The organism is Cryobacterium sp. MP_M3 (assembly GCF_015752155.1).
GTDB lineage: Bacteria > Actinomycetota > Actinomycetes > Actinomycetales > Microbacteriaceae > Cryobacterium.
Genome location: NZ_JADOVI010000003.1, coordinates 1 through 21,785 on the forward strand (window position 1 = coordinate 1; position 21,785 = coordinate 21,785).

General features: G+C 68.7%; 19 protein-coding genes. 9 read left to right on the top strand and 10 right to left on the bottom strand.

Features of this window, described 5'->3' with window-relative positions:
- Positions 1 to 100: 100 nt before the first annotated feature.
- On the top strand, positions 101 to 517 hold the full coding sequence (locus IWX89_RS04600; protein ID WP_196902650.1) for a SufE family protein: 417 nt from the start codon (positions 101 to 103) through the stop codon (positions 515 to 517).
- Between the two features lie 33 nt (positions 518 to 550).
- Here the strand turns inward: IWX89_RS04600 and IWX89_RS04605 are convergent, their stop codons facing one another.
- Positions 551 to 1,738, bottom strand: a complete 1,188-nt coding sequence (locus IWX89_RS04605; RefSeq protein WP_196902411.1) for a S9 family peptidase — start codon at positions 1,736 to 1,738, stop codon at positions 551 to 553.
- Positions 1,739 to 1,803: 65 nt separating this feature from the next.
- Here IWX89_RS04605 and IWX89_RS04610 point away from each other — a divergent pair, with 65 nt between their 5' ends.
- From IWX89_RS04610 to IWX89_RS04625, 4 genes are all read left to right on the top strand, one after another.
- Entirely contained in the window at positions 1,804 to 2,394 is a 591-nt protein-coding gene (locus IWX89_RS04610; protein WP_134509935.1) for a DUF3000 domain-containing protein, read from the top strand.
- Entirely contained in the window at positions 2,387 to 3,583 is a 1,197-nt protein-coding gene (locus IWX89_RS04615) for an HRDC domain-containing protein (protein ID WP_374220485.1), read from the top strand. Before IWX89_RS04610 ends, IWX89_RS04615 begins: the two co-directional genes overlap by 8 nt.
- A gap of 76 nt (positions 3,584 to 3,659) precedes the next feature.
- Positions 3,660 to 4,859, top strand: a complete 1,200-nt coding sequence (locus IWX89_RS04620) for a thiolase family protein (RefSeq protein WP_196902413.1) — start codon at positions 3,660 to 3,662, stop codon at positions 4,857 to 4,859.
- Between the two features lie 3 nt (positions 4,860 to 4,862).
- The gene (locus IWX89_RS04625; RefSeq protein ID WP_196902414.1) at positions 4,863 to 7,025 is read left to right on the top strand and encodes a 3-hydroxyacyl-CoA dehydrogenase NAD-binding domain-containing protein; all 2,163 of its coding nucleotides are present in this window, start codon (positions 4,863 to 4,865) and stop codon (positions 7,023 to 7,025) included.
- 113 nt (positions 7,026 to 7,138) lie between these two features.
- Here the strand turns inward: IWX89_RS04625 and IWX89_RS04630 are convergent, their stop codons facing one another.
- The 8 genes from IWX89_RS04630 to dut all read right to left on the bottom strand — a co-directional run bounded on the left by IWX89_RS04630 (position 7,139) and on the right by dut (position 18,129).
- Positions 7,139 to 8,116, bottom strand: a complete 978-nt coding sequence (locus IWX89_RS04630; RefSeq protein WP_196902415.1) for an aldo/keto reductase — start codon at positions 8,114 to 8,116, stop codon at positions 7,139 to 7,141.
- On the bottom strand, positions 8,113 to 8,496 hold the full coding sequence (locus IWX89_RS04635; RefSeq protein WP_196902416.1) for a MerR family transcriptional regulator: 384 nt from the start codon (positions 8,494 to 8,496) through the stop codon (positions 8,113 to 8,115). The genes IWX89_RS04630 and IWX89_RS04635 overlap by 4 nt, the downstream gene beginning before the upstream one ends.
- Positions 8,497 to 8,666: 170 nt before the next feature.
- A complete protein-coding gene (gene dxs / locus IWX89_RS04640) occupies positions 8,667 to 10,622 on the bottom strand; it encodes a 1-deoxy-D-xylulose-5-phosphate synthase (RefSeq protein WP_196902417.1) in 1,956 nt (651 codons plus the stop codon).
- Positions 10,623 to 10,718: 96 nt separating this feature from the next.
- Positions 10,719 to 13,541, bottom strand: a complete 2,823-nt coding sequence (locus IWX89_RS04645; protein ID WP_196902418.1) for an aconitate hydratase — start codon at positions 13,539 to 13,541, stop codon at positions 10,719 to 10,721.
- 203 nt (positions 13,542 to 13,744) lie between these two features.
- Positions 13,745 to 16,138, bottom strand: coding sequence for an HAD-IC family P-type ATPase (locus tag IWX89_RS04650; RefSeq protein WP_196902419.1), 2,394 nt, complete (start codon positions 16,136 to 16,138; stop codon positions 13,745 to 13,747).
- Between the two features lie 4 nt (positions 16,139 to 16,142).
- Entirely contained in the window at positions 16,143 to 16,982 is an 840-nt protein-coding gene (locus tag IWX89_RS04655) for a DUF3159 domain-containing protein (RefSeq protein WP_196902420.1), read from the bottom strand.
- A gap of 29 nt (positions 16,983 to 17,011) precedes the next feature.
- Positions 17,012 to 17,641, bottom strand: coding sequence for a DUF3710 domain-containing protein (locus IWX89_RS04660; RefSeq protein ID WP_307836421.1), 630 nt, complete (start codon positions 17,639 to 17,641; stop codon positions 17,012 to 17,014).
- The gene (gene dut / locus IWX89_RS04665; protein WP_196902421.1) at positions 17,638 to 18,129 is read right to left on the bottom strand and encodes a dUTP diphosphatase; all 492 of its coding nucleotides are present in this window, start codon (positions 18,127 to 18,129) and stop codon (positions 17,638 to 17,640) included. The genes IWX89_RS04660 and dut overlap by 4 nt, the downstream gene beginning before the upstream one ends.
- A 38-nt stretch (positions 18,130 to 18,167) precedes the next feature.
- On the opposite strand from dut, the gene IWX89_RS04670 reads away from it, so the two are divergent.
- A complete protein-coding gene (locus IWX89_RS04670) occupies positions 18,168 to 18,623 on the top strand; it encodes a DUF3093 domain-containing protein (RefSeq protein ID WP_196902422.1) in 456 nt (151 codons plus the stop codon).
- A 6-nt stretch (positions 18,624 to 18,629) separates the two neighbouring features.
- Here IWX89_RS04670 and IWX89_RS04675 read toward each other — a convergent pair whose 3' ends face one another.
- Positions 18,630 to 18,923 (bottom strand): DUF4193 domain-containing protein, encoded by a 294-nt coding sequence (locus tag IWX89_RS04675; RefSeq protein ID WP_066599570.1) that lies wholly within the window; start codon positions 18,921 to 18,923, stop codon positions 18,630 to 18,632.
- A 197-nt stretch (positions 18,924 to 19,120) separates the two neighbouring features.
- Between IWX89_RS04675 and sepH the strand changes: the two genes are divergently transcribed.
- The 3 genes from sepH (at position 19,121) to IWX89_RS04690 (ending at position 21,784) form a co-directional block, all read left to right on the top strand.
- Positions 19,121 to 20,203, top strand: a complete 1,083-nt coding sequence (sepH, locus tag IWX89_RS04680; RefSeq protein ID WP_196902423.1) for a septation protein SepH — start codon at positions 19,121 to 19,123, stop codon at positions 20,201 to 20,203.
- A gap of 92 nt (positions 20,204 to 20,295) precedes the next feature.
- Positions 20,296 to 20,577 carry a hypothetical protein gene (locus IWX89_RS04685; protein ID WP_307836440.1) on the top strand — a complete coding sequence of 94 codons (282 nt, stop codon included), beginning with the start codon at positions 20,296 to 20,298 and terminating at the stop codon, positions 20,575 to 20,577.
- Between the two features lie 19 nt (positions 20,578 to 20,596).
- Positions 20,597 to 21,784 carry a winged helix DNA-binding domain-containing protein gene (locus tag IWX89_RS04690; protein WP_196902425.1) on the top strand — a complete coding sequence of 396 codons (1,188 nt, stop codon included), beginning with the start codon at positions 20,597 to 20,599 and terminating at the stop codon, positions 21,782 to 21,784.
- Position 21,785 lies beyond the last annotated feature (1 nt).

Genomic DNA, 21,785 nt, shown 5'->3' on the forward strand with positions numbered 1-21,785 from the left:
GTGTTTCTTACCTTTGTCAGTTAGAAACCTAGACGGAGAGCGGCGTGCACTCGTTAAGGAGCTCGGAAACCACCCACGGAAGAGTCAGGAGAGCCCGAAACTGGCTGAGATCCGAGACGACTTCCTCGCCCTCGAGCAACCCGACCGCCTGCTGCTCCTGCTCGAGTTCGCGGGCGAGTTGCCGGCGCTCCCCGCGCGCTACGAGGAGCATCCCGACCTGCTGGAACGGGTCGTCGAGTGCCAGTCCCCCGTGTTCATGTTCGTCGAGGTCGATGACGACGCCCGCAGGACGGTGCACCTGTATGCGACCGCACCTCGGGAATCGCCGACCACCAGGGGCTTCGCGTCCATCCTCGCCCAGGGTCTCGACGGCCTCAGCACCGAGGAGGTCCTCGCCGTTCCCGACGACTACCCCAACTCGATCGGCCTGACCAAGGCGGTGTCGCCCCTGCGGATCCGCGGGATGACGGCCATGCTCGCTCGCACGAAACGACGGCTCCGCGCGAGCGCCGTCTGAGCACGCCTGTGCGCCCCGATGCGTCCGCCCGGGTCACCTGGCCGGGAGGGTGGCCAGCCAGTTCGTGATGGCCTGGTTCCAGCTCTCCCGGTCGTAGTTCCACAGCTTGGTGTGGCGGGCGACCGTGAACGGCAGGAAGGTGACGATGTCGGGCCGGCGCACGGCCAGCGCCCGGGAACCGGTCGCCGGCACATAACCGTCGTCGTCGCTGTGCATCAGAAGCACCGGCAGGTCGAGATCGCCTGCCCGCGACACGAAGTCCAGCCGGCCGAAGTCGATCGGGGCGCTCTGCCCGGTGATCCGCCCACCCCAGCGCCGGCCGAGCACCTGCATGGCGCCACTGGACACCATCCCGGGCAAACCCAGGCTTCCGCCCTGGTACGCGACGACATCGGCCCAGTCGATCACGGGCGAGTCCAGCACGACCCCGACGACCAGCTCACGGAGCCGTGACCGGGTGGCCGCCTGCAGCACGATGGCGCCGCCCATCGACCACCCCATCAGCACGATCTCGGTTGCCCCGCGGCTCGCGGCGAATGCCAGGGCCGCCTCGGCATCCTGCCATTCCGTGTCTCCCAGCCCGTAGCGCCCGTCCGCGCTCACAGGTGCCTCCCCGTCGTTCCGGTAGGAAATGAGAAGGGACGTGAAACCCGCATCCCGGAAGACCGGTACGGCCCGCAGCGTCTCCTGCCTGCGCACGCCGCGGCCGTGCACCTGGATCACCCAGCGCCCGCCGGGCACCGCAGCCGGAATCAGCCAGGCCGGCGCATCCCCGACCGAGGTCGGGACGAGCACATCCTCGTAGTCCACCTCGAGGTCCCAGGGACCCAGGAAGGAGTAGCCGCCGAGACGGCCGCGCCGCGCCGCGGCCAGGTCGCCGTAGTCGACCCGCAGGATGCGCCGGGTCACGGCCTCCGGCGTGCTGCGGAGGACCTCCCCCAGGTGCGCATGCCCATGGTCGCCGGAAAACCAGAAACTGTAGTCGCCCTGGAGCACGGAGTCGGCCGTGGACTGCAGCGTGATCGTGCCGGCCGCGATGTCGACGGCCTCGACCCGCACATCGTCGGCGCGCTTCGTCGACGGAGTGACGATCCGGCGGGCCATGACGCCGGACAGCACGGTCGCCGCCAGGCCGGCAACGGCCAGCACCGCGACACCGATCAGCCCGGTCACCGCTGCAATCCGCGCCGGCCGTGCGCCCTCTTCGAACCGTCTGCCCACCCGCTACCTCCCGCTGCCCGGCGTGCCTCGCGTACGGCACCCTGAAAAAACTCTAGTCTGCAGTCGTGCCCGAAACACTGGAACCGCTCCCGCCGGAGTTCGCCGCAGCCCTTGAGGCCGTCCGCCGCGCCCAGTCCAGGGTCGAACTGATCGTGAACGAGATCTCCGCGCCCGGAAACCTCGCCCCGCACGCCGTGGCGCTCTCCGCCGACATCACGCCGAGCCGGCACGGCGGAAACTCCGATTTCGGCACCGGCCGCTTCATCCTGCTCTACGACCCCGACGAGCCGGAGGCGTGGGGCGGGGCTTTCCGAGTCGTCTGTTTCGCGCAGGCTCCACTCGAAACGGATATCGGCCTCGACCCCTTCCTGGCCGAGGTCGCCTGGGCCTGGCTGGTCGACGCGCTCGACGCGCACGGCGCCCGATATACCGCTGCATCAGGGACTGCGACTAAGATCATCTCGTCAGGCTTCGGCGAACTTGCCAAGCAGGGCGATGGCGCACAGATAGAGTTGCGAGCTTCGTGGACACCGCTGGACCACAATCTCACCGCCCACGTCGAAGGATGGGGTGAACTGCTCTGCATGCTCGCAGGTCTTCCACCCACTGGCGAAGGAGTCAGCATGTTGTCCACACGCCGAACCGGACGTGGTTGATCACCACGTGATCGACACGCGGGATGCCTTTATGACGGCGACCGCGGAGATTGTGGGCGGCACCGGCCCGATCGGAGTCGACGCCGAGCGCGCCTCCGGGTTCACGTACTCCCAGCGCGCGTACCTGATCCAGATCTACCGTCGCGGCGCGGGCACGTTCCTGTTCGACCCGCCGGCGATCGGCGACTTCCAGGAGCTGAACGATGCCCTTGCCGGTGAGGAATGGATCTTCCACGCGGCCAGCCAGGACCTGGCCTGCCTGCGCGAGGTCGGCCTCGACCCGGCACGCATCTTCGACACCGAACTCGCCGCCCGCCTGCTCGGCCTGCCCAGGGTCGGCCTCGGCACCGTCGTCGAGGAGCTGCTCGGCATCCATCTGGCCAAGGAACACTCGGCGGCCAACTGGTCGACCCGCCCGCTCCCCGAGGCCTGGCTCGTCTACGGCGCACTCGACGTCGAACTGCTGCCCGACCTGCGCGACCGGATGGTCGACATGCTCGCGGCAGACCAGAAGACCGTCATCGCCGAGCAGGAGTTCGCCGCGGTGCTGACACGCGAGCCGAAGCCGGTCAGCGCCGAACCGTGGCGACGGCTTTCCGGCGTGCACTCGCTCCGAGCCCAGCGCAACCTGGCCGTGGCCCGTGAGCTCTGGCTCGCCCGGGACCGGCTGGCCCAGGACATCGATGTGTCACCGGGCCGTCTCGTCCCGGACGCCTCCCTCCTCGCCGCGGCCCGCACACTGCCGCCGACCCGCCAGGCCCTCGCCGACCTCCGCGAATTCAGCGGACGGGCCAGTCGCAGCGAACTCGATCGCTGGTGGGGCGCCATCCAGTCCGGCCTGGCCACGACCGATCTTCCCTCACTCCGTGCCAACGGGGACGCCCTGCCCCCGCCGCGAGCCTGGGCCGACCGCAATCCCGACGCCGATCTGCGTTTCAAGGCCGCGCGCGCGGTGCTCGCCGAGATCTCCGACGAGTTCGCGATCCCTCTGGAAAACCTGGTGACACCCGATTACGTGCGCCGGATGGCGTGGACTCCGCCGGAACGGATCGACTCCGAATCGGTGGGCGAGGCACTCGCCGTCCTCGGCGCCCGGGCGTGGCAGATTGAACTGACCGCACAACGAATAGCCGATGCCTTTGTCGAGGTTCACCAAACGATAGACGCGCCCTTGGAAGAGGATTCGTAGGAACCGTCCAACGATTCTTCCGCCCCAGGGTGTCACCTTAGGATCGACCGACACCCGTTGGATTGATGGAGGCAAAGTGGCCGATAGAGCAGAAGTCGTCTTCGTGGACGGGGTTCGCACCCCGTTCGGGAGAGCCGGCGAAAAGGGAATGTACTGGAACACCCGGGCCGACGACCTGGTGGTCAAGGCCATGATCGGGCTGCTGGAACGCAACCCGGCCGTGCCCGGAGAACGGATCGACGAGGTGGCCATTGCGGCCACCACCCAGACCGGGGACCAGGGCCTCACCCTCGGTCGCACGGCGGCACTGCTCGCCGGCCTGCCGAAGTCGGTGCCGGGATTCGCCATCGACCGGATGTGCGCGGGCGCCATGACCGCCGTCACCACTCTCGGCGCGGGGATCGGTTTCGGCGCCTACGACCTGGCCATCGCCGGCGGAGTCGAACACATGGGGCGTCACCCGATGGGGTCCGGCGTCGACCCGAACCCGCGTTTCCTGTCTGAGCGTCTCGTCAGCGAGGACGCCCTCAACATGGGCGCCACGGCCGAGCGCATCCACGACCGGTTCCCCTCGTACACCAAGGAACGCTCCGACCGCTTCGCGCTGCGCAGCCAGCAGAAGGTCGCCGCGGCCTACGCCGCCGAGAAGATCCAGCCCGACCTCATCCCCGTGGCCATCCGCAGTGACGCCGGCTGGGGACTGGCGACCAGGGACGAGGCACCGCGCCCTGAAACCACGCTCGAGGGCCTGTCCACGCTCAAGACCCCGTTCCGTCCCTTCGGCCGGGTCACCGCCGGCAACGCGTCCGGCCTCAACGACGGTGCCAGCGCCTGCCTCCTCGCCAGCGGCAAGGCCGCCAAGGAACTCGGTCTCACGGTCAAGATGAAGCTGGTCAGCTTCGCCTTCGCCGGGGTCGAACCTGAGGTCATGGGCCTCGGACCGGTGCCGTCGACGGAGAAGGCCCTGCGCAAGGCGGGCCTCAGCATCACCGACATCGGCCTCTTCGAACTCAATGAGGCCTTCGCCGTGCAGGTCATCTCGTTCCTCGACCACTTCGGCATCGACGACGACGACCCGCGGGTCAACGAGTACGGCGGCGCGATCGCGATCGGCCACCCCCTGGCATCCTCCGGCGTGCGCCTGATGAACCAGCTTGCCCGCCAGTTCAGCGAGCACCCCGAGGTGCGCTACGGCCTGACCGCCATGTGCATCGGTCTCGGCCAGGGCGGCACCGTGATTTGGGAGAACCCACACTTCAACCGAAAGGCCAAGTAAACGATGAGCGACTACTCCGCACTCGATTTCTCCCCGCTGGTCGCCCTGTCGGCCGACGAGGTCGTCACGCATTCCTTCGTCCGGGATGTCCCGCTCTCCCAGGGCCGTGTGCTCGCCCTGGTCACGCTCGACAACGGCCGGGACCACACCCGCCCGAACACCCTCGGCCCGGTCACCCTGCTCGAATTCGCGGCCACCATGGATGCCCTGAAGGAGCGGGCGGCACGCGGGGAGATCCACGGCGTCGCAGTCACCGGCAAGCCGTTCATCCTGGCTGCGGGCGCCGACCTGAGCAAGGTCAGCGAGATCCCGTCCCTGGAAACCGGCAAGCTCCTTGCCCAGCTCGGCCACCACGCCCTGGGCAAGCAGTCGGAGCTGGGCGTGCCGTCCTTCGTCTTCATCAACGGGCTCGCGCTCGGCGGAGGGCTCGAGATCGCCCTGAACGCCGACTACCGCACCGTCGACGCCTCCGTTCCCGCGATCGCGCTGCCGGAGGTATCCCTCGGGCTGATCCCCGGCTGGGGTGGCTCCTACCTCCTGCCGAACCTGATCGGAATCGAGAACGCACTCAAGGTGATCATCGAGAACCCGCTCAAGAACCGGGTGCTCAAGGCCGCGGATGCCCTCGAACTCGGAATCGCGGACGTCCTGTTCGACTCGGCTTCCTTCCTCGAGAACTCCATCGCCTGGGCCGACAAGGTCATTTCGGGCACCGAGACGGTGGCCAGGCCGAATGTGCCGGGCAAGATCGAGCGCCTCGTGAAGTGGGATGCCGCCGTGGGAATCGCCCGCCGGATGCTCGAAAACCGGATCGGCACCGTCGCCATGTCGCCCTACGTCGCACTCGACCTGCTGAAGGCCGCGAAGAGCGGCACCCGCCAGGAAGGCTTCGAACGCGAAGACGACTCACTGGCCGGCCTCATCTCGGGCGACCAGCTGCAGGCCAGCATCTACGCGTTCAACCTGGTGCAGAAACGAGCCAGGCGTCCAGCCGGCGCCCCGGACAAGGCACTGGCCCGCCCCATCACGAAGGTCGGCGTCATCGGCGCCGGGCTGATGGCCAGCCAGTTCGCCCTCCTCTTCGTGCGCAGGCTGCGCGTGCCCGTCGTGATCACCGACCTCGACCAGGCCAGGGTCGACAAAGGCGTCGCCTACATCCACGACGAGATCCTCGCGCTCGAGAACAAGAAACGGATCACCTCCGACGAGGCGAACCGGCTCCGCGCGCTGGTCACCGGGACCACCGACAAGGCGCAGTTCGCCGACGCCGACTGGGTGATCGAGGCCGTCTTCGAGGAGCTGGGCGTCAAGCAGGACGTGTTCGCCGAGATCGAGAAGCACATCGCCCCCGACGCCATCCTCGCGACCAACACGTCGTCGCTGTCGGTCGAGCAGATCGGAGCGAAACTCGCCCACCCGGAACGGCTGGTCGGCTTCCACTTCTTCAACCCCGTCGCCGTCATGCCCCTGATCGAGGTGGTGAACACCCCGCAGACCAACGACGTCACCCTGTCCACGGCCATGGTCGTCGCGGGCAAGCTGAAGAAGAACGCGGTGATCACACGGGACACGCCGGGGTTCGTCGTCAACCGGGTACTCGCCAAGGTGCTCGGAGAGGCGATGCACGCCGTAGACACCGGCACCCCGTTCGACGTCGTCTCCGAGGCGATCGCACCGTTCGGGCTTCCGATGACGCCGTTCGAGCTGCTCGAACTGGTCGGCCTCAAGGTGGGAGCGCACGTCCTGGACACGCACCACGCCGCATTCCCCGACCGGTTCTTCGAGAGCGAGAACCTGCACAAGCTCGCCGAGCACGGCAAGCTCCTCGAGCGGGACGCCAAGGGAAAGATCAAGGGCTACGACAAGGGTGCCCTGAAGATCGTCGCCGGCGGCACCACCCCGAGGACGGCCACGGAGCTCCAGCGCCGGTTCGAAGACGGCCTCGCCGATGAGATCAAGCGGATGCTGGACGACGATGTCGTGCACGCGGCCGAGGACATCGACCTGTGCATGATCCTCGGCGCGGGCTACCCGTTCCAGATGGGCGGCGTCACGCCCTACCTCGACCGGGTCGGCGCGAGCGAACGGGTCTTCGGCGGCACGTTCCACACTCCCCCGATCCGCGGCGTCGGAGCGGTTCCGGCTCTGGCCGGCGCGGCCGAGTAGCAGCCCGGCGGCCCTGCAACGACGGTGGTCGAGCGTGTCGAGACCTGGTCTCGACAAGCTCGACCACCGGACAGGGCCGACCACCGGACAGGGCCGACCACCGGCGCCGGCTGCTATCGGTTGACCGGCGACATGTCCGCGTAACGGTCGCCGACAGGCGCGTCGATCGCGCCGAGGGTGGCGAGCTGGTCTGCGCTGAGGCTGAGCGCATCCGCCGCCACGTTCTCCTCGAGCCGGCTGACCCGCTTGGTGCCGGGAATGGGCGCGATGTCGTCACCCTGCGCGAGCAGCCAGGCCAGGGCGACCTGGGCCGGGGTGGCAGACAGTTCCGCCGCGACGGCGTCGACCTGTTCGACGATGCGGATGTTCGCGGCCAGGTTCTCCCCGGCGAACCGAGGGTTGCTGCGCCGGAAGTCGGCCTCGTCGAGCTGGTCGAGGGAACGGATCGCGCCGGTGAGGAAGCCGCGTCCGAGCGGCGAGTACGGCACGAAGCCGATGCCGAGGTCGCGCACGAGGGGCAGTAGCTCCCGCTCCGGGTCGCGGCTCCACAGCGAGTACTCGGTCTGCAACGCCGTCACGGGGTGCACGGCGTGGGCACGGCGGATCGTCTCGGGCGCCGCCTCCGACAGGCCGTAGTGCCCGATCTTGCCCTCGGCGATCAGTTCGGCGAGTGCGCCGACCGTTTCCTCGACGGGCACGCCCGGGTCCATCCGGTGCTGGTAGTAGAGGTCGATGTGGTCGGTCCCGAGTCGGGCCAGCGATCCCTCCACCGACAGGCGCACGTTCTCGGCGCTGCCGTCGAGGCCGCGCCCGCCGTCCCCGCGGTGCAGGATGGTGCCGAACTTGGTCGCCACGACAACCTGGTCGCGCCGTCCGGCGAGTGCCCGGCCGAGCAGTTCCTCGTTGAGGTAGGGGCCGTAGATCTCCGCGGTGTCGAAGAAGGTGACCCCGAGGTCGATGGCACGGTGGATGGTGCGGATCGATTCGGCGTCGTCGGTGCCGGCACCGGAGTAGAAGGCCGACATTCCCATGCAGCCGAGGCCGAGGCGGGAGACGTCGAGGCCTCCGGTGCCGAGTGTGAGGTGCTTCATGCGGGTGAGATCCTTTCGGAGTAGATGGAGATCTTGTAGTCGATGGCGGCGAGGCTCGCCTGGATGTCCTCCAGCTGGGCGGCGACCGCGATCCGGTGCCGTTGCAGCAGTTCGAGGCGGTCCGCGCTGGTGCCGTCGCCCTGGCGGGCGAGTTCGGCGTAGTCGCGGATCCTCGCGATGGGCAGTGACGTGGACCGGAGCTTGGTCAGGAACTGGATCCAGCCGACGTCCCTGGCCGAGTAGCGGCGATGGGACGACGACGCACGATCGACCGGCTCGAGCATGAGCCCGGCCCGTTCGTAGTAGCGCAGGGTGTGGGCAGTGAGGCCCGTCTGCGCCGCGACCTCCGAGATGGAGTACAGCTGATCGGTTGTTGGCATGCCCCAACCCTAGAACTTTGAGTGCGCTCCAGGTCAAACCGGCCCACGACCATCCGTCCCAGCGCCGCCGAACTGTGGGTTCTGCACCGAAATCCTGGAAAAAAGGCGGCCTGACTCACAGCTCGGCGAGCCAGGACGACGGCGTGGGGCGTGGAGACGGAGGAGGCCGGTCAGTCCTTCTGGGCGCGGTTGACCGTGATCGAACCGGTGTCGGTGTGGTCGACCGGCAGGGCCCTGGCGTGCGGGATCTTGCTGCCGAGAACCATGGCGACCACGTCGCGGGCGATGTGCTGCGGGGTCAGGCCCACCTGCTCGAGGATCTCCGCCCGGGTGCCGTGGTCGAGGAACTCGTCGGGCAGGCCCAGTTCGGTCACCGCGGTGTCCACGCCGGCCTCGCGCAGGTCCTGGCGGATCCGGGTGCCGATGCCGCCGACGCGGATGCCGTCCTCGATGGTGACGACGATGCGGTGCTCGGCCGCCAGCGCGATGATGCTCCCCGGCACCGGCACCACCCAGCGCGGGTCGACGACGGTGGCGCCGATCCCCTGCGCGGCGAGGCGCTGTGCCACGTCGAGGCCCATCCCGGCCATCGGCCCGACCGTGACGATGAGCACATCGTTCTGGCTGGATTCCAGTAGCACGTCCACTCCGTCGTCGAGACGGCGGATGGCGTCGAATTCCACTCCCGTGCTCCCCTTGGGGAAGCGCAGCACGGTCGGTCCGTCGTCGACCTTGACGGCCTCCTCGAGTTCCTCCCGCAGCCGGATCGAGTCCCGGGGCGCGGCGAGACGGATGCCCGGCACGACCTGCAGGATCGCCAGGTCCCAGATCCCGTGGTGGCTCGGGCCGTCCGGACCGGTGACGCCGGCCCGGTCGAGCACGAAGGTGACGCCCGCCTTGTGCAGCGCGACGTCCATCAGCACCTGGTCGAATGCCCGGTTGATGAACGTGGCGTACAGCGCGACGACCGGGTGCAGGCCGCCGAAGGCGAGACCGGCCGCGCTCGCAACGGCGTGCTGCTCGGCGATGCCGACGTCGTGGACGCGGTCGGGGAAGCGTTCGGCCATCTTGTGCAGTCCGGTGGGGCGGAGCATCGCGGCGGTGATGGCGACGATCTTCTCGTCGAGGGTGGCGAGGCGGAGGAGCTCCTCGGCGAAGACGGAGGTCCACGACGGCGCACCGGCCGACTCGATCGATTCGCCGGTTTCCGGGTCGATCTGGCCGACGGCGTGAAACTGGTCGGCCTCATCCTGCATGGCCGGGTTGTAGCCCTTGCCCTTCTGGGTGATCGTGTGCACGATCACCGGGGCTCCGTAGCCCTTGGCCTGGCGCAGCGCCTCGAGCATGGCCACCATGTCGTGGCCGTCGACGGGGCCGATGTACTTGATGTCGAGGTTCGAATAGAGCGCCTCGTTGTTGGTGACTCGGGCGAGGAAGCCGTGCAGCCCGCCGCGAACGCCGCGGAAGAACGCCCGCGCGGGGGCCCCCATGTGGTCGAAGGCCTGACGGCTGGTCAGGTAGGCGGCCCGGTAGCTTCTCCGGGTGCGCACGGTGTTGAGGAACCGGGCCATGCCGCCGATGGTGGGCGCATAGGAGCGGCCGTTGTCGTTGACGACGATGATCAGTCGACGGGTGTTGTCGTCGCTGATGTTGTTGAGGGCTTCCCAGGTCATGCCGCCGGTGAGGGAGCCGTCGCCGACCACGGCGATCACGTGGCGGTCGCTCTGCCCGGTCATCTCGAAGGCCCGGGAGATCCCGTCGGCCCAGGACAGGGAGCTGGAGGCGTGGGAGCTCTCGACGATGTCGTGCACCGACTCCGAACGCTGCGGGTAGCCCGCGAGGCCGCCACGCTGGCGCAGCTTGCTGAAGTCCTGCCGCCCGGTCAGCATCTTGTGCACGTAGGTCTGGTGGCCGGTGTCGAACACGATCGCGTCGCGCGGCGATTCGAAGACCCGGTGGATGGCGATCGTCATCTCGACCACGCCGAGGTTGGGTCCCAGGTGGCCACCGGTCTTGGCGACCTCGTTGACCAGGAATGCGCGCACTTCGGCTGCCAGCTCGATGAGTTGCTGGTTCGAGAGACCATCGAGATCGCGGGGACCGGAAATTGTCTCCAGAAGACCCATCAAGAACACCTTTCACGTTGGCCGGCACCGAACGGAAACCGGCGCGTAGATACGGTCATACCGAGTCTACGCGCCGGTTTGGGAGCCAGCCGGGAGTTACTCCGAGACGAGCGACCGCAGCACGTACTGCAGGATGCCGCCGTTGCGGTAGTAGTCCGCCTCGCCCGGCGTGTCGATGCGCACGACCGCGTCGAACTCCACGGTCTCCTTGCCGGGCGCCGAGTCGGCGCTCGGCGCGGCGGTCACGTGGACCGTCTTCGGGGTGGTTCCGCGGTTGAGCTCCTCGATGCCCGCGATCGAGACGACCTCCGTGCCGTCCAGGCCCAGGGAGGCCCAGCTCTCGCCGGCCGGGAACTGCAGCGGCACGACGCCCATGCCGATCAGGTTCGAACGGTGGATCCGTTCGAAGCTCTCGGTGATGACGGCCTTCACGCCGAGCAGGCTGGTTCCCTTGGCCGCCCAGTCGCGGGACGAGCCGGAGCCGTATTCCTTGCCGCCGAAGATGACGAGCGGCGTGCCGGCGGCCTGGTAGTTCTGGCTCGCGTCATAGATGAACGCCTGCGGCCCGCCATCGACGGTGAAGTCGCGGGTGTAGCCACCCTCGACGCCGTCGAGCAACTGGTTGCGGAGACGGATGTTCGCGAAGGTTCCGCGGATCATGATCTCGTGGTTGCCGCGGCGCGACCCGTAGGAGTTGAAGTCGCCGCGTGCGACTCCGTGCTCGATCAGGTACTGGCCGGCGGGGCTGTCGGCCTTGATGTTGCCGGCGGGGCTGATGTGGTCGGTCGTGACGGAGTCGCCGAGCTTGGCGAGCACGCGGGCGCCGGTGATGTCGGTGACCGGGCTGGTCTCCAGCGTCATCCCGTCGAAGTACGGGGGCTTCCGCACGTAGGTCGACTCGGGGTCCCATTCGAAGACCTCGCTGTCGGGCGTCGGCAGTGACCGCCAGCGCTCGTCGCCCTCGAAGACCTCGCCGTACTCCTTGGTGAACATGGCGGTGTCGATCGAGCTGTCGATCGTGGCCTGGACCTCGGCCGAGTCGGGCCAGATGTCCTTGAGGAACACGTCGTTGCCGTCCAGGTCGGTGCCGAGGGCATCCGTTTCGAAGTCGAAGTTCATCGACCCGGCGAGGGCGTAGGCGATGACCAGGGGCGGGCTGGCGAGGTAGTTCATCTTCACGTCGGGGCTGATCCGGCCCTCGAAGTTGCGGTTGCCCGAGAGCACGGCGGTGACGGCCAGGTCGTTCTCGTTGATCGCGGCGGAGACCTCGTCGATCAGCGGGCCGGTGTTCCCGATGCAGACCGTGCAGCCGTAGCCGACGGTGTAGAAGCCGAGGGCCTCGAGGTCGCCGGTGAGGCCGGCCTTCGCGTAGTAGTCGGTGACGACCTTGGAGCCGGGCGCGAGGGTGGTCTTGACCCACGGCTTGCTCGTGAGCCCCTTTCTGACGGCGTTGCGGGCGAGCAGGCCGGCCGCGAGCATGACCGACGGGTTGGAGGTGTTCGTGCACGACGTGATGGCGGCGACGGCGACGGCGCCGTGGTCGAGGGTGTAGCTCCTACCGTCGGCCGTCGTGATCGGGACGGGACTCGACACCGATACCGGCGCGTGGCTCACGTGGCTGTGCGAGAGCTGGTGGGCGCTCGACTCGTCCTGGGCGGTGAAACCGACCGGGTCGGATGCCGGGAAGGTCGCCTCGACCGCCGCGTCCACCCGGGACAGGTCCTGGGTGGCGTAGCTCTGGAGGTCGAGCTCGAACTGCTCCTGGGCGCGGCTGAGCTCGACCCGGTCCTGCGGGCGCTTCGGGCCGGCGATCGAGGGGACGACGGTGCCGAGGTCGATTTCCAGGTATTCGCTGAAGACGGGTCCCTGGCTCGCGTCGTGCCACAGTCCCTGCAGCTTCGCGTAGGCCTCGACCAGGGCGACCTGCTCCTCGCTGCGGCCGGTGAGCCGCAGGTAGTCGAGGGTGACGTCGTCGATCGGGAACATGGCCGCGGTGGAGCCGAATTCGGGGCTCATGTTGCCGATCGTGGCGCGGTTGGCCAGCGGCACCTGGGCGACGCCCTCGCCGTAGAATTCGACGAACTTGCCGACCACGCCGTGCTTGCGGAGCATCTGCGTGATGGTGAGCACGACATCCGTCGCGGTGACGCCGGTGGGGATGGAGCCGGTGAGCTTGAAGCCGACGACCTTGGGGATGAGCATGGAGACGGGCTGGCCGAGCATGGCCGCCTCGGCCTCGATGCCGCCGACGCCCCAGCCGAGCACGCCGAGGCCGTTGACCATGGTGGTGTGCGAGTCGGTGCCGACGCAGGTGTCGGGGTAGGCCTGCAGCACTCCCTTGACCTCGCGGGTCATCGTGACCCGGGCGAGGTATTCGATGTTGACCTGGTGCACGATGCCGGTTCCCGGCGGGACGACCTTGAAGTCGTCGAATGCGGTCTGGCCCCAGCGGAGGAACTGGTAGCGCTCACCGTTGCGCTGGTACTCGATCTCGACGTTGCGTTCGAGGGCGTTCTCGCTGCCGAAGAGGTCGGCGATGACGGAGTGGTCGATGACGAGCTCGGCCGGGGCGAGCGGGTTGATCTTCTTCGCGTCGCCGCCGAGTTCGGCGACGGCCTCGCGCATGGTGGCGAGGTCGACGATGCAGGGCACTCCGGTGAAGTCCTGCATGATCACGCGGGCGGGGGTGAACTGGATTTCCGTGTCGGGCTCGGCGGTCGGGACCCACGCGCCGAGGGCGCGGATGTGCTCTTCGGTGATGTTGGCGCCGTCTTCGGTGCGGAGAAGATTCTCCAGCAGCACCTTCAGGCTGAACGGCAGTTTCTGGTAGCCCTCGACCGCATCGAGCCGAAAGACCTCATAGTCCGTCGAACCGACCCGCAGGGTGTCCTTTGCTCCAAAGCTGTTTACTGCAGACACGTTGCCCTCTCCTTCGTGGAAACCGACGGGAAACCGTCCGCAATCCCCAATCCTGACGACCGGACGCCTGCCCCTGCCAGCAAGGGTAACCTAACCAGCGGGCATGGAACCCGGTCGATGCTGTCCGCCAAACTATCTTGACGTAGAGATAACTCTAGCGTGACGGCTCCGGACCGGCCGCATTCCGGGCGGCATTTCCCGAACTATTCACGGTCGAAGATCAGGCCGCGGCGCCGCGCGAACCGGTACATCAGTTCGATGGCGGCAGCCCCCAGCAAGCCGACGAGGATGCCGAAGGCCAGCGCCGGGTTCGGAGACACCGAAATTGCGAAGAAGATCCGGCCGAACGGAACGGTGCAGGCGAGCACCATGGCCGCCGCCATGGACAGCACCAGCGCCAGCCGCGGCCCGGTGAGAGGCCGGGCCAGCGCGGCCAGGATCGCGAGGGAGACGAGGAACAGGGCGACCGTGGTGACGCTTCGCGCCTCGTTCAGGTCGATCCGGTGATAGAGCGGGAGGAAGGCCGCCAGCACGGTCGCGGCGGCGATCATCCCGGTCGGCACGGCGTAGCGGATGATCCGGCGCAGCACACCGGGCGTGTAGATGCGCCGGTTCGGGGCCAGAGCCAGCACGAACGACGGGATCCCGATCGCGAGGGCGGAGACCAGGGTCAGCTGGCGCGGCAGGAACGGGAACGGCAGCGACAGGGCGGCCATCGTCAGGGCGACCAGGATGCCGTAGACCGTCTTGGACAGGAACAGGTTCGCCACCCGCTCCACGTTGGCGATCACCCGGCGGCCGAGGGCGAGCACCTCGGGCAGCCGGTCGAACCGGTTGTCGAGCAGCACCAGCCGGGATGCAGCCTTGGTGGCGGGGGTCGCCGCGCCCATGGCGATGCCGAGGTCGGCATCCTTGATCGCCATGGCGTCGTTGACCCCGTCACCGGTCATCGCGACGGTGCGGCCCTCGGCCTGGAGGATGGCCACGGCCGTGCGTTTCTGTTCGGGGCTCACCCGGCCGAACAGGCTCGCCGTGCCGAGCGCCGTCGCAAGTGCGGCGTCATCGGGCAGGCCCGCCGCGTTCACCGTCTCCCCGGCGAGGCCGAGCCGGCGGGCGAGCGCCGCGACGGTGACGGGGTTGTCCCCGGACATCACGATCACGCGCACTCCCTGACCCGCGAAGTAGCGGAGCGTCTCGGCGGCGTGCGGGCGCACCGATTCACGGAACACCACGAGGGCGGCCGGGGTGAGGACCTGGTCGCCCGGGTCGGCGGCGGCATCCGTCGTCAGGTCGCCGGCCAGCCTGACCAGGGCGAGGGTGCGTTCGCCGCCGGCGGCGATGTCGTTGGCCGCGGCGAGGCGGTCCGGGTGCCCGGCGAGGAGCCGCTCCGGCGCCCCGAGGAGCCAAGCGGAGGTGTCTCCCGCGTGTTCGAGCGCGACGCCGCTGTACTTCCGGGCCGAGCCGAACGGCAGCCGGGATCGCACCGTGGCCCCGTCAGCGGAGAAGTGGCCGCCGAGGACCCGGGCCGTGAGGTTGGCGGCGTCGTCGGCCCCGAACGCGCCGAGGGCCCGGCTCGCCCCGGCTTCGAGCGCCGGGTCGAGCCCGGCGTCTCGGTCGAGGACGAGCCGGTCGAAGACGAGCTCGCCGCTGGTGAGCGTGCCGGTCTTGTCGAGGCAGAGCACATCGACGCGGGCGAGCACCTCGACCGCGGCCAGCTCCTCGATCAGCACCTTGTGCCTGGCCAGCTGGATCGCGGCCACGCCGAAGGCCAGGCTGATCAGCAGCACGAGGCCCTCCGGGATCATGCCGACGACGCTGGCCACCGCGTCGCGGAGGGCGGCGCGCCAGTCTCCGTCGCTGAAATCCGCCAGGGCTGCGATCCCGCCGTAGGTCGAGACCCGGCCGAGCAGGGTGACCACGATGACGGGCCCGAGGATCCAGGACAGCACGACGAGGATGCGGTTGGTCGCCGCCCGCAGCTCGGAGTGGACGAGGGAATGACGTTTGATCTCGGCGGTCAGCTTGTTCGCGTAGGAGGACGCACCGACGGCGGTGACGACCCCGTAGCCGGACCCTCCCGCCACGTGCGTGCCGGACAGCAACGGGTCGCCCGCCACCTTGATCTGCGGTTCGGACTCCCCCGTGAGCATGGCCTCGTCGACGACGAGGTCGTCGCCCGCCAGGACCCGGGCGTCGGCGGGCACCTGGTCGCCCGGCCGCAGCACGAGGATGTCGTCCAGGACGACCCCGGCGAGCGGCACGATCTGGCGCAGCCCGTCGCGCTTGACCGCGACCTCCGGCGTGGACAGGAGTGCCAGCCTGTCCAGCACGACCTTGGCCCGAACCTCCTGCACGATTCCGATCAACGCGTTCGCGACGACGACCCCGTAGAACAGGCCGTCACGCAGGTCGCCGAGGAGCAGCACGGCTGCGAAGCACACCGTGAGGATCGCGTTGAAGAGGGTGAAGACGTTCTCCCGCAGGATGTCCGCAACGGTGCGCGAGGTCGGCTGCGGCGCATCGTTGCCGCGACCGTCGGCGAGCCGCTGGGCTACCTCTGCGCCGGTGAGACCCGGAAGCTCATCGCCGGCGGCCATTTGGTCAGTCCCCGCTCGCCCCGGCAGACGTCGCGCCCGGTCGGCCCGGCGCCGGGTACACGGAGCGCACCATCAGCCAGGACACGACGAGGAGCGGGGCATACAACGGGATGCCCATGATCAGCTTGGCCGCAGCGAGCCATTCGACGTTGTTCGAGAAGTACAGCGGGAGCTGCACGATCAGGCGGAGTGCGAACAGTGCGGCCCAGCAGAGCGTGAGCACCGTGAGCACCCGGCGTTTCGACGGGTCGTTCCGCCAGGCGATCCCGTCGTTCATCAGGAAGCCGACGGCGAGCCCGAGGACGGGCCAGCCAACCAGGGCCGACACCAGGAGGACGGTGCCATAGGCGCCATTGGTCCAGAAGCCGGGCAGGAAGGCATCCGCGGCGTTGCCGGAGAACAGGGCCAGCACGGCGCTGAAACCGGCCCCGAGGATACCGCCGATGGCCGGGGTCACGGTCTGGCGCACCGCACGGCGGAGCACCAGGAACACGACACCGATGACCACAGGGGCGATCAGGGAGAGCAGGAGCGACTGGTCGGGGACGGTGGACCGGGTGAACGTGTAGACGATGAGGAAGACCAGGCCCGGCAGGACGGCCTCGACCAGGCCGCGAATGCCGCCCATCGCCGCGAGCAGGGCGTGGCCGCTGATCGGTTCGCCGTCGGCGGCCGAGGCGAACCCGGCGCGCCGTGCCGCCGCGGCCATCCCCTGGGCGAAGGTCTCCGAAACCGCGGGGCCGGCCGCGGAGTCCGACGTCCGGTCAGCGGCGGCCCCGGCCGGGGCATCCGCTGACGTCGACTCGACCGGGTACTCGTCTGGAGGTAGCTGGGCGTCCGTCATTCGGGCGTTCTTCCTGCGGGGAGGCCGGTTCAGCCGTCGGTGGGCTCGGCGGCGCCGGTCGGGGTGGACGGCATCCGGAGCGGGATGAGGTCGCGGGGCGGCATCGGCGCCGACCCGCGCACGACGACGATGCTGCGGAAGAGGTCTTCGATCTGGGCGGCCGCTTCCGGGTTGACGGCGCCCTCCCCCGCGATCACGCCACGGAGGAACCACCGGGGACCGTCGACGCCGATGAAGCGGGCCAGCCGACTCGATTCGTCAGCGCCTGAACCGGCCGCGACCGGGATCTCTGCGACGAGTTCGGGGCCGAACGGGCCCTCCCGCAGGCTGGTGGTGCCGCCCTGCTTCCCGATCTGGTCGGCGATCTGGTCGCGGATCTCGTGCCAGAGGCCGCTCGACCGCGGGGCGGCGAACGGCTGCACCTGGAGGGTCGAGCCGGCGTAGTCGAGTCCGATCGCGACGACCCGCTTGCTGCCCTCTTCGATCTCGAGGCGCAGGTGGAGGCCCTCGCGGGGAAGGATCTTCACGCCGCCGAGGTCGACGTACGGTCGCACGGGGTTCGCCTCGATCTCGTCGAGGGGACCTTCGGTCTCACGGTCTTCCGGTGCCGACTTGGCAAATGATTCCGGGAATTCTTCCGGTTCCACGATGTCACTCACGGGGTGTCTCCTGATTCTGGGGTGCCGGCCGGCCCTGCGGCGGCGGCACTCTTCCGGCCGAGCCCGGTCGATCCGAATCCGCCTTCCCCGCGCTGGCTGCCTGGCAGCCGCTCGACGGGGATGAAGGAGGCCCGGGCGACGGGCATGATGATGAGCTGCGCGATGCGATCGCCGACGGCGATCGGGAATGCGGCAGAAGTATCGGTGTTGAGCAGCGTCACCTTGATCTCGCCGCGATAGCCGGCGTCCACGGTGCCCGGCGCATTGACGATGGTGATTCCGTGCTTCACGGCGAGCCCGCTCCGGGGCACCACGAACGCGGCGTAACCATCGGGCAGCGCGATGGCGACACCGGTTCCGACCAGGGCACGTTCACCGGGGGCCAGGATGAGCGCCTCCGAGGAATGCAGGTCTGCCCCGGCATCGCCCGGATGCGCATAATTCGGGAGGACGGACGCGGTAATCAGGACTTCGACGCTTTCTGCCACGTGTCGAGGCTAGTGCAGAAGTCTGATCGAATAGAGCCATGCCTGAATATCGCGAAAAACTCTGGGCGTCACCTGCGCCTTACGTCGCCACAGCACTGGTCATCCCCGCAAGCATCCTCGTCTTCGCGCCGATTTCGATGCTTGCCGGAATCATCATCGCCGCCTGCCTGTATGCCGCCTGTGTCCTGACCCTGGTGCTCACCTCGCCCGTCGTCGAGGTGAAGGACGGGGTGGTGACGGCCGGGAAGGCAAGTATCGCGACCGACCTGGTCGGCGAGGCCGCCGCGTTCGAAGGCGCGGAGGCGACGCTGGAGCGGGGGCGCCGGCTCGATGCCCGCGCGTGGCTGCTCATCCGTGGCTGGGTCGGCCCGGTCGTGCGCATTCCGATCGAGGATGCGACCGACCCCGCGCCGTACTGGCTGGTGTCGACTCGCCATCCACAGAAATTGGCCGCCGCGATCAATGGATCGCGACGGCCAGCATCAAGTAACTAAGCGCGCTTAGGCGTCGCACTCCAGGCAGACCGGACCGAGCTTGGTCTCGTGCGACATCTGCGAGCGGTGCTTCACGAGGAAGCACTCAACGCAGGTGAATTCGTCGGCCTGCGGAGGCAGGACGACGACATCGAGGTCGAGGTCGGACAGATCGGCGCCGGGAAGATCGAAACCACCCGGGTTGTCTGAGTCGTCGACATCCACGACTCCGGACATCTTGTCGGGTACGCGCTCCTTGAGGGCCTCAATCGACTCAGAGTCGTCTTCGGTCTTTCGCGGCGCGTCGTAATCGGTTGCCATACCCATCCATTTCTTTGTCGCCGATAAACGAAATCGGCGGGCATAGTTTCCAACAATCCCGACGGAATAGCAAACTACGCGCCGTCCGTGTTCACCGGCACAGTCATCAACTTGCGGCACGCCCGGCGTATTCCCCGGAAAAGCGGTGATTGCATGGCAGTCTTGGCGACATCAGTGATCGCGAGAGGGCTTTCGAGATGCAGGAATTGAAAGTTATCGGAGTTGAGAACGGCGCGCTGCTTGCAGCGAGCGAGGATGGTGACCGGTTCAGGATCCCCATCGACGAGGTTCTCCAGTCCCGGCTTCGCCAAACCCAGACCGAGTCGACGTCTGGCCCGAAGTTGTCCCCACGCGAGGTGCAGGCGCACATCCGCTCGGGCATGTCAGCCGAGGACGTTGCCGCCGTGACCGGCGCACCCCTCGACTTCGTTCGCCGCTTCGAGGGGCCTGTCGTCGCCGAGCGCGAGTACATCGTGTCCTGTGCGCTGAGCGTGCCCGTGCACACGGCCATCGACCCTGACCCGCTCGAGGGCGGCGCCAACTTCGGCAGCGTCATCCGCGAACGCCTCGCGTCGCTCGGCGCCACCAATGAACGCTGGGCCAGCTGGAAAGAGCCGGGCGCCGGCTGGATCGTGAAGCTCGCCTTCACCGCCGACGACATCGACCACGATGCGCGCTGGGGCTTCGAACCGAAGAAGAACTCCCTCTCGCCGGTCGGCAACGAGGCCATCGCGCTCTCCCAGCAGGGCGAGCTCAAGGGTGCGCTCATCCCCCGCCTGCGCGCCGTCGGCGCCGAGACGAGCGCGGCCGACGTGTCCCGCTTCGACAGCGGAGCGTTCACGTTCAAGGAGTCGCTGGCCGACGACCTGCTCGCCGACACCGCGCCGCTGCTGGACCCGATCCCCTACTCGCGCCCGGCCGGAACGACGGATGCCGTCTCCAAGGCCGCGATCAAGCGCGCCGCCGAGCCGCCCCAGAGCCTGAGCGAAACCGCTGACCTCCTCGAATCCCTCCGTCGCCGGAGAGGCGAGCGGGAAGCCGCCGTGTTCGAGCATGACGAGGCCCCCGTGGTGCCGTCGCAGGGCATGCGACTGCTGGAGGCCCCGGCCCTGGCGCCCGCCGTCGAGCCGGCCACCGATCCGTCCAGGAATGCCTGGTCGAGCCAGGCCGCCACCGGTCAGCCCCGCAATACCGGCAGCCACGGCAAACGCGGCCGGGCCTCGATGCCCAGCTGGGACGAGATCGTCTTCGGCGCGCGCACGGACGACGACCTCGCCTGAGCACTGGCGGTAAACCTGCCAACGGAGTTATTGTTCTGTATCGAACATACGTTCGATTCGGGATGGTAATGAGGTGGTGCCCCTTGCCCAGGGTGGACGAACCGATCAGGGTCTGGACGAGTGCTGTCGGAGAACCGCAGCGGATGGTCTGGCGCGCGCGCCGGTTCCGGGTGACGGACACTCCGACGGCCCTCGTGGGAACCTGCGACTGGTGGCGGCCGTTCTCGCCGCACGACTTCGGCATCGGGCATCCGCCGCTCCGGATCGCGGGCTGGCGGTTCCAGGCCACCGCCGACGACGGCGAAACCCATGTTTTCGATGTCGAGCACGGCGAGACCGACGCGGACTGGCAATTGCTGCGCACGTTCGATTAGCGTCCGGCATACTGATCCGATGGCACTGACCGCCTCCGCTGGTGACATCGTCCGGCTGCGCCTGGTCCGGCACGGCCTCGGCCCCGTCACCGGCGGCTCGCCGGACGGGCCTGTCGCGGTCGTCGAGCGACTCCTCGCCCTGCAGGCGCAGGACTTCACGGCCGCCCGGTGGGCCATCGGCGTTCGGGCGCCCGGATCATCCGCCGACGACGTGCGCCGGGCGATCGACGACGCCCAGATCGTGCGGTCCTGGCCGATGCGCGGCACCCTCCATTTCGTGCCGGCGGCGGACCTGGGCTGGATGCTCGGCCTGACGGCCCCGAGGGTGCTGGCCGGGATGAGAACCCGCCGCGGTCAACTCGACCTGGACGAGGCGACCCTCGAACAGGCGAGAGGCGCTGCCCTGTCCTCCCTCGCCGAGGGCCGGCAACTCTCCCGGGCCGGTTTCCTCGCCGCCCTCGAGTCGGCCGGGATCAGCACGGCCGACCAGCGCGGCTACCACCTGATCGCCTACCTCGCCCTGACCGGCACGATCTGCTGGGGCAGGCAGGTCGGCTCGCAGCAGATGCTGGTGCTGCTGGACGCGTGGGTGCGCACGCCACGACGGATGGAGCGCGACGAGGCCCTGGGCGAGTTCGTGCTGCGCTATTTCTCCGGCCACGGGCCGGCGACCGTGCAGGACTTCGTCTGGTGGTCCCAGCTCACCGTCGCCGAAGCCCGGGTCGGTCTCCTGGTTGCTCGCGACCGACTGGTCGAACTGGAGGTGGACGGCATCACACACTACTGGGCCGCTGCGGCCGACACCGGCGAGACCGGTCATCCACCGGAGCAACGCACGCAGGTGCTCGCGCTGCCCGGTTTCGACGAATACCTGCTCGGCTATCGCCACCGCGGATTCGCGGTCGCCGACGCCGACTTCCCGCGGGTGGTGCCCGGCAAGAACGGGATCTTCCTGCCGCTCGTCCTGGTGAACGGCCGGGTGGCCGGCACCTGGCGTCGGGAGTCCGGCCGGTCCGCGAGCCCGGGCTACGAGGCCATCGCGTTCACCAGACTGACGGAGCGTCAGCGCACCGGGTTCGACCGGGCAGTCCAGGAGTACACCCGCTTCTTCCAGCCTGACGGCGCCCCGGCGACCCCCGGACCGGGCGAACCTCCGGAACACGTCGAACGGCCCGGACTGCCGGAGGGCCCGCTCGCGCTACCCTGAG

What these genes read in the sequence shown, in the direction of transcription:
- IWX89_RS04630 (WP_196902415.1), bottom strand. Translation starts at nt 8,116, where the DNA reads ATGAAGCACCTCACACTCGGCACCGGAGGCCTCGACGTCTCCCGCCTC.
- sepH (WP_196902423.1), top strand. Translation starts at nt 19,121, where the DNA reads ATGCAGGAATTGAAAGTTATCGGAGTTGAGAACGGCGCGCTGCTTGCA.
- dxs (WP_196902417.1), bottom strand. Translation starts at nt 10,622, where the DNA reads ATGGGTCTTCTGGAGACAATTTCCGGTCCCCGCGATCTCGATGGTCTC.
- IWX89_RS04635 (WP_196902416.1), bottom strand. Translation starts at nt 8,496, where the DNA reads ATGCCAACAACCGATCAGCTGTACTCCATCTCGGAGGTCGCGGCGCAG.
- IWX89_RS04675 (WP_066599570.1), bottom strand. Translation starts at nt 18,923, where the DNA reads ATGGCAACCGATTACGACGCGCCGCGAAAGACCGAAGACGACTCTGAG.
- IWX89_RS04650 (WP_196902419.1), bottom strand. Translation starts at nt 16,138, where the DNA reads ATGGCCGCCGGCGATGAGCTTCCGGGTCTCACCGGCGCAGAGGTAGCC.
- IWX89_RS04655 (WP_196902420.1), bottom strand. Translation starts at nt 16,982, where the DNA reads ATGACGGACGCCCAGCTACCTCCAGACGAGTACCCGGTCGAGTCGACG.
- IWX89_RS04625 (WP_196902414.1), top strand. Translation starts at nt 4,863, where the DNA reads ATGAGCGACTACTCCGCACTCGATTTCTCCCCGCTGGTCGCCCTGTCG.
- IWX89_RS04670 (WP_196902422.1), top strand. Translation starts at nt 18,168, where the DNA reads ATGCCTGAATATCGCGAAAAACTCTGGGCGTCACCTGCGCCTTACGTC.
- IWX89_RS04690 (WP_196902425.1), top strand. Translation starts at nt 20,597, where the DNA reads ATGGCACTGACCGCCTCCGCTGGTGACATCGTCCGGCTGCGCCTGGTC.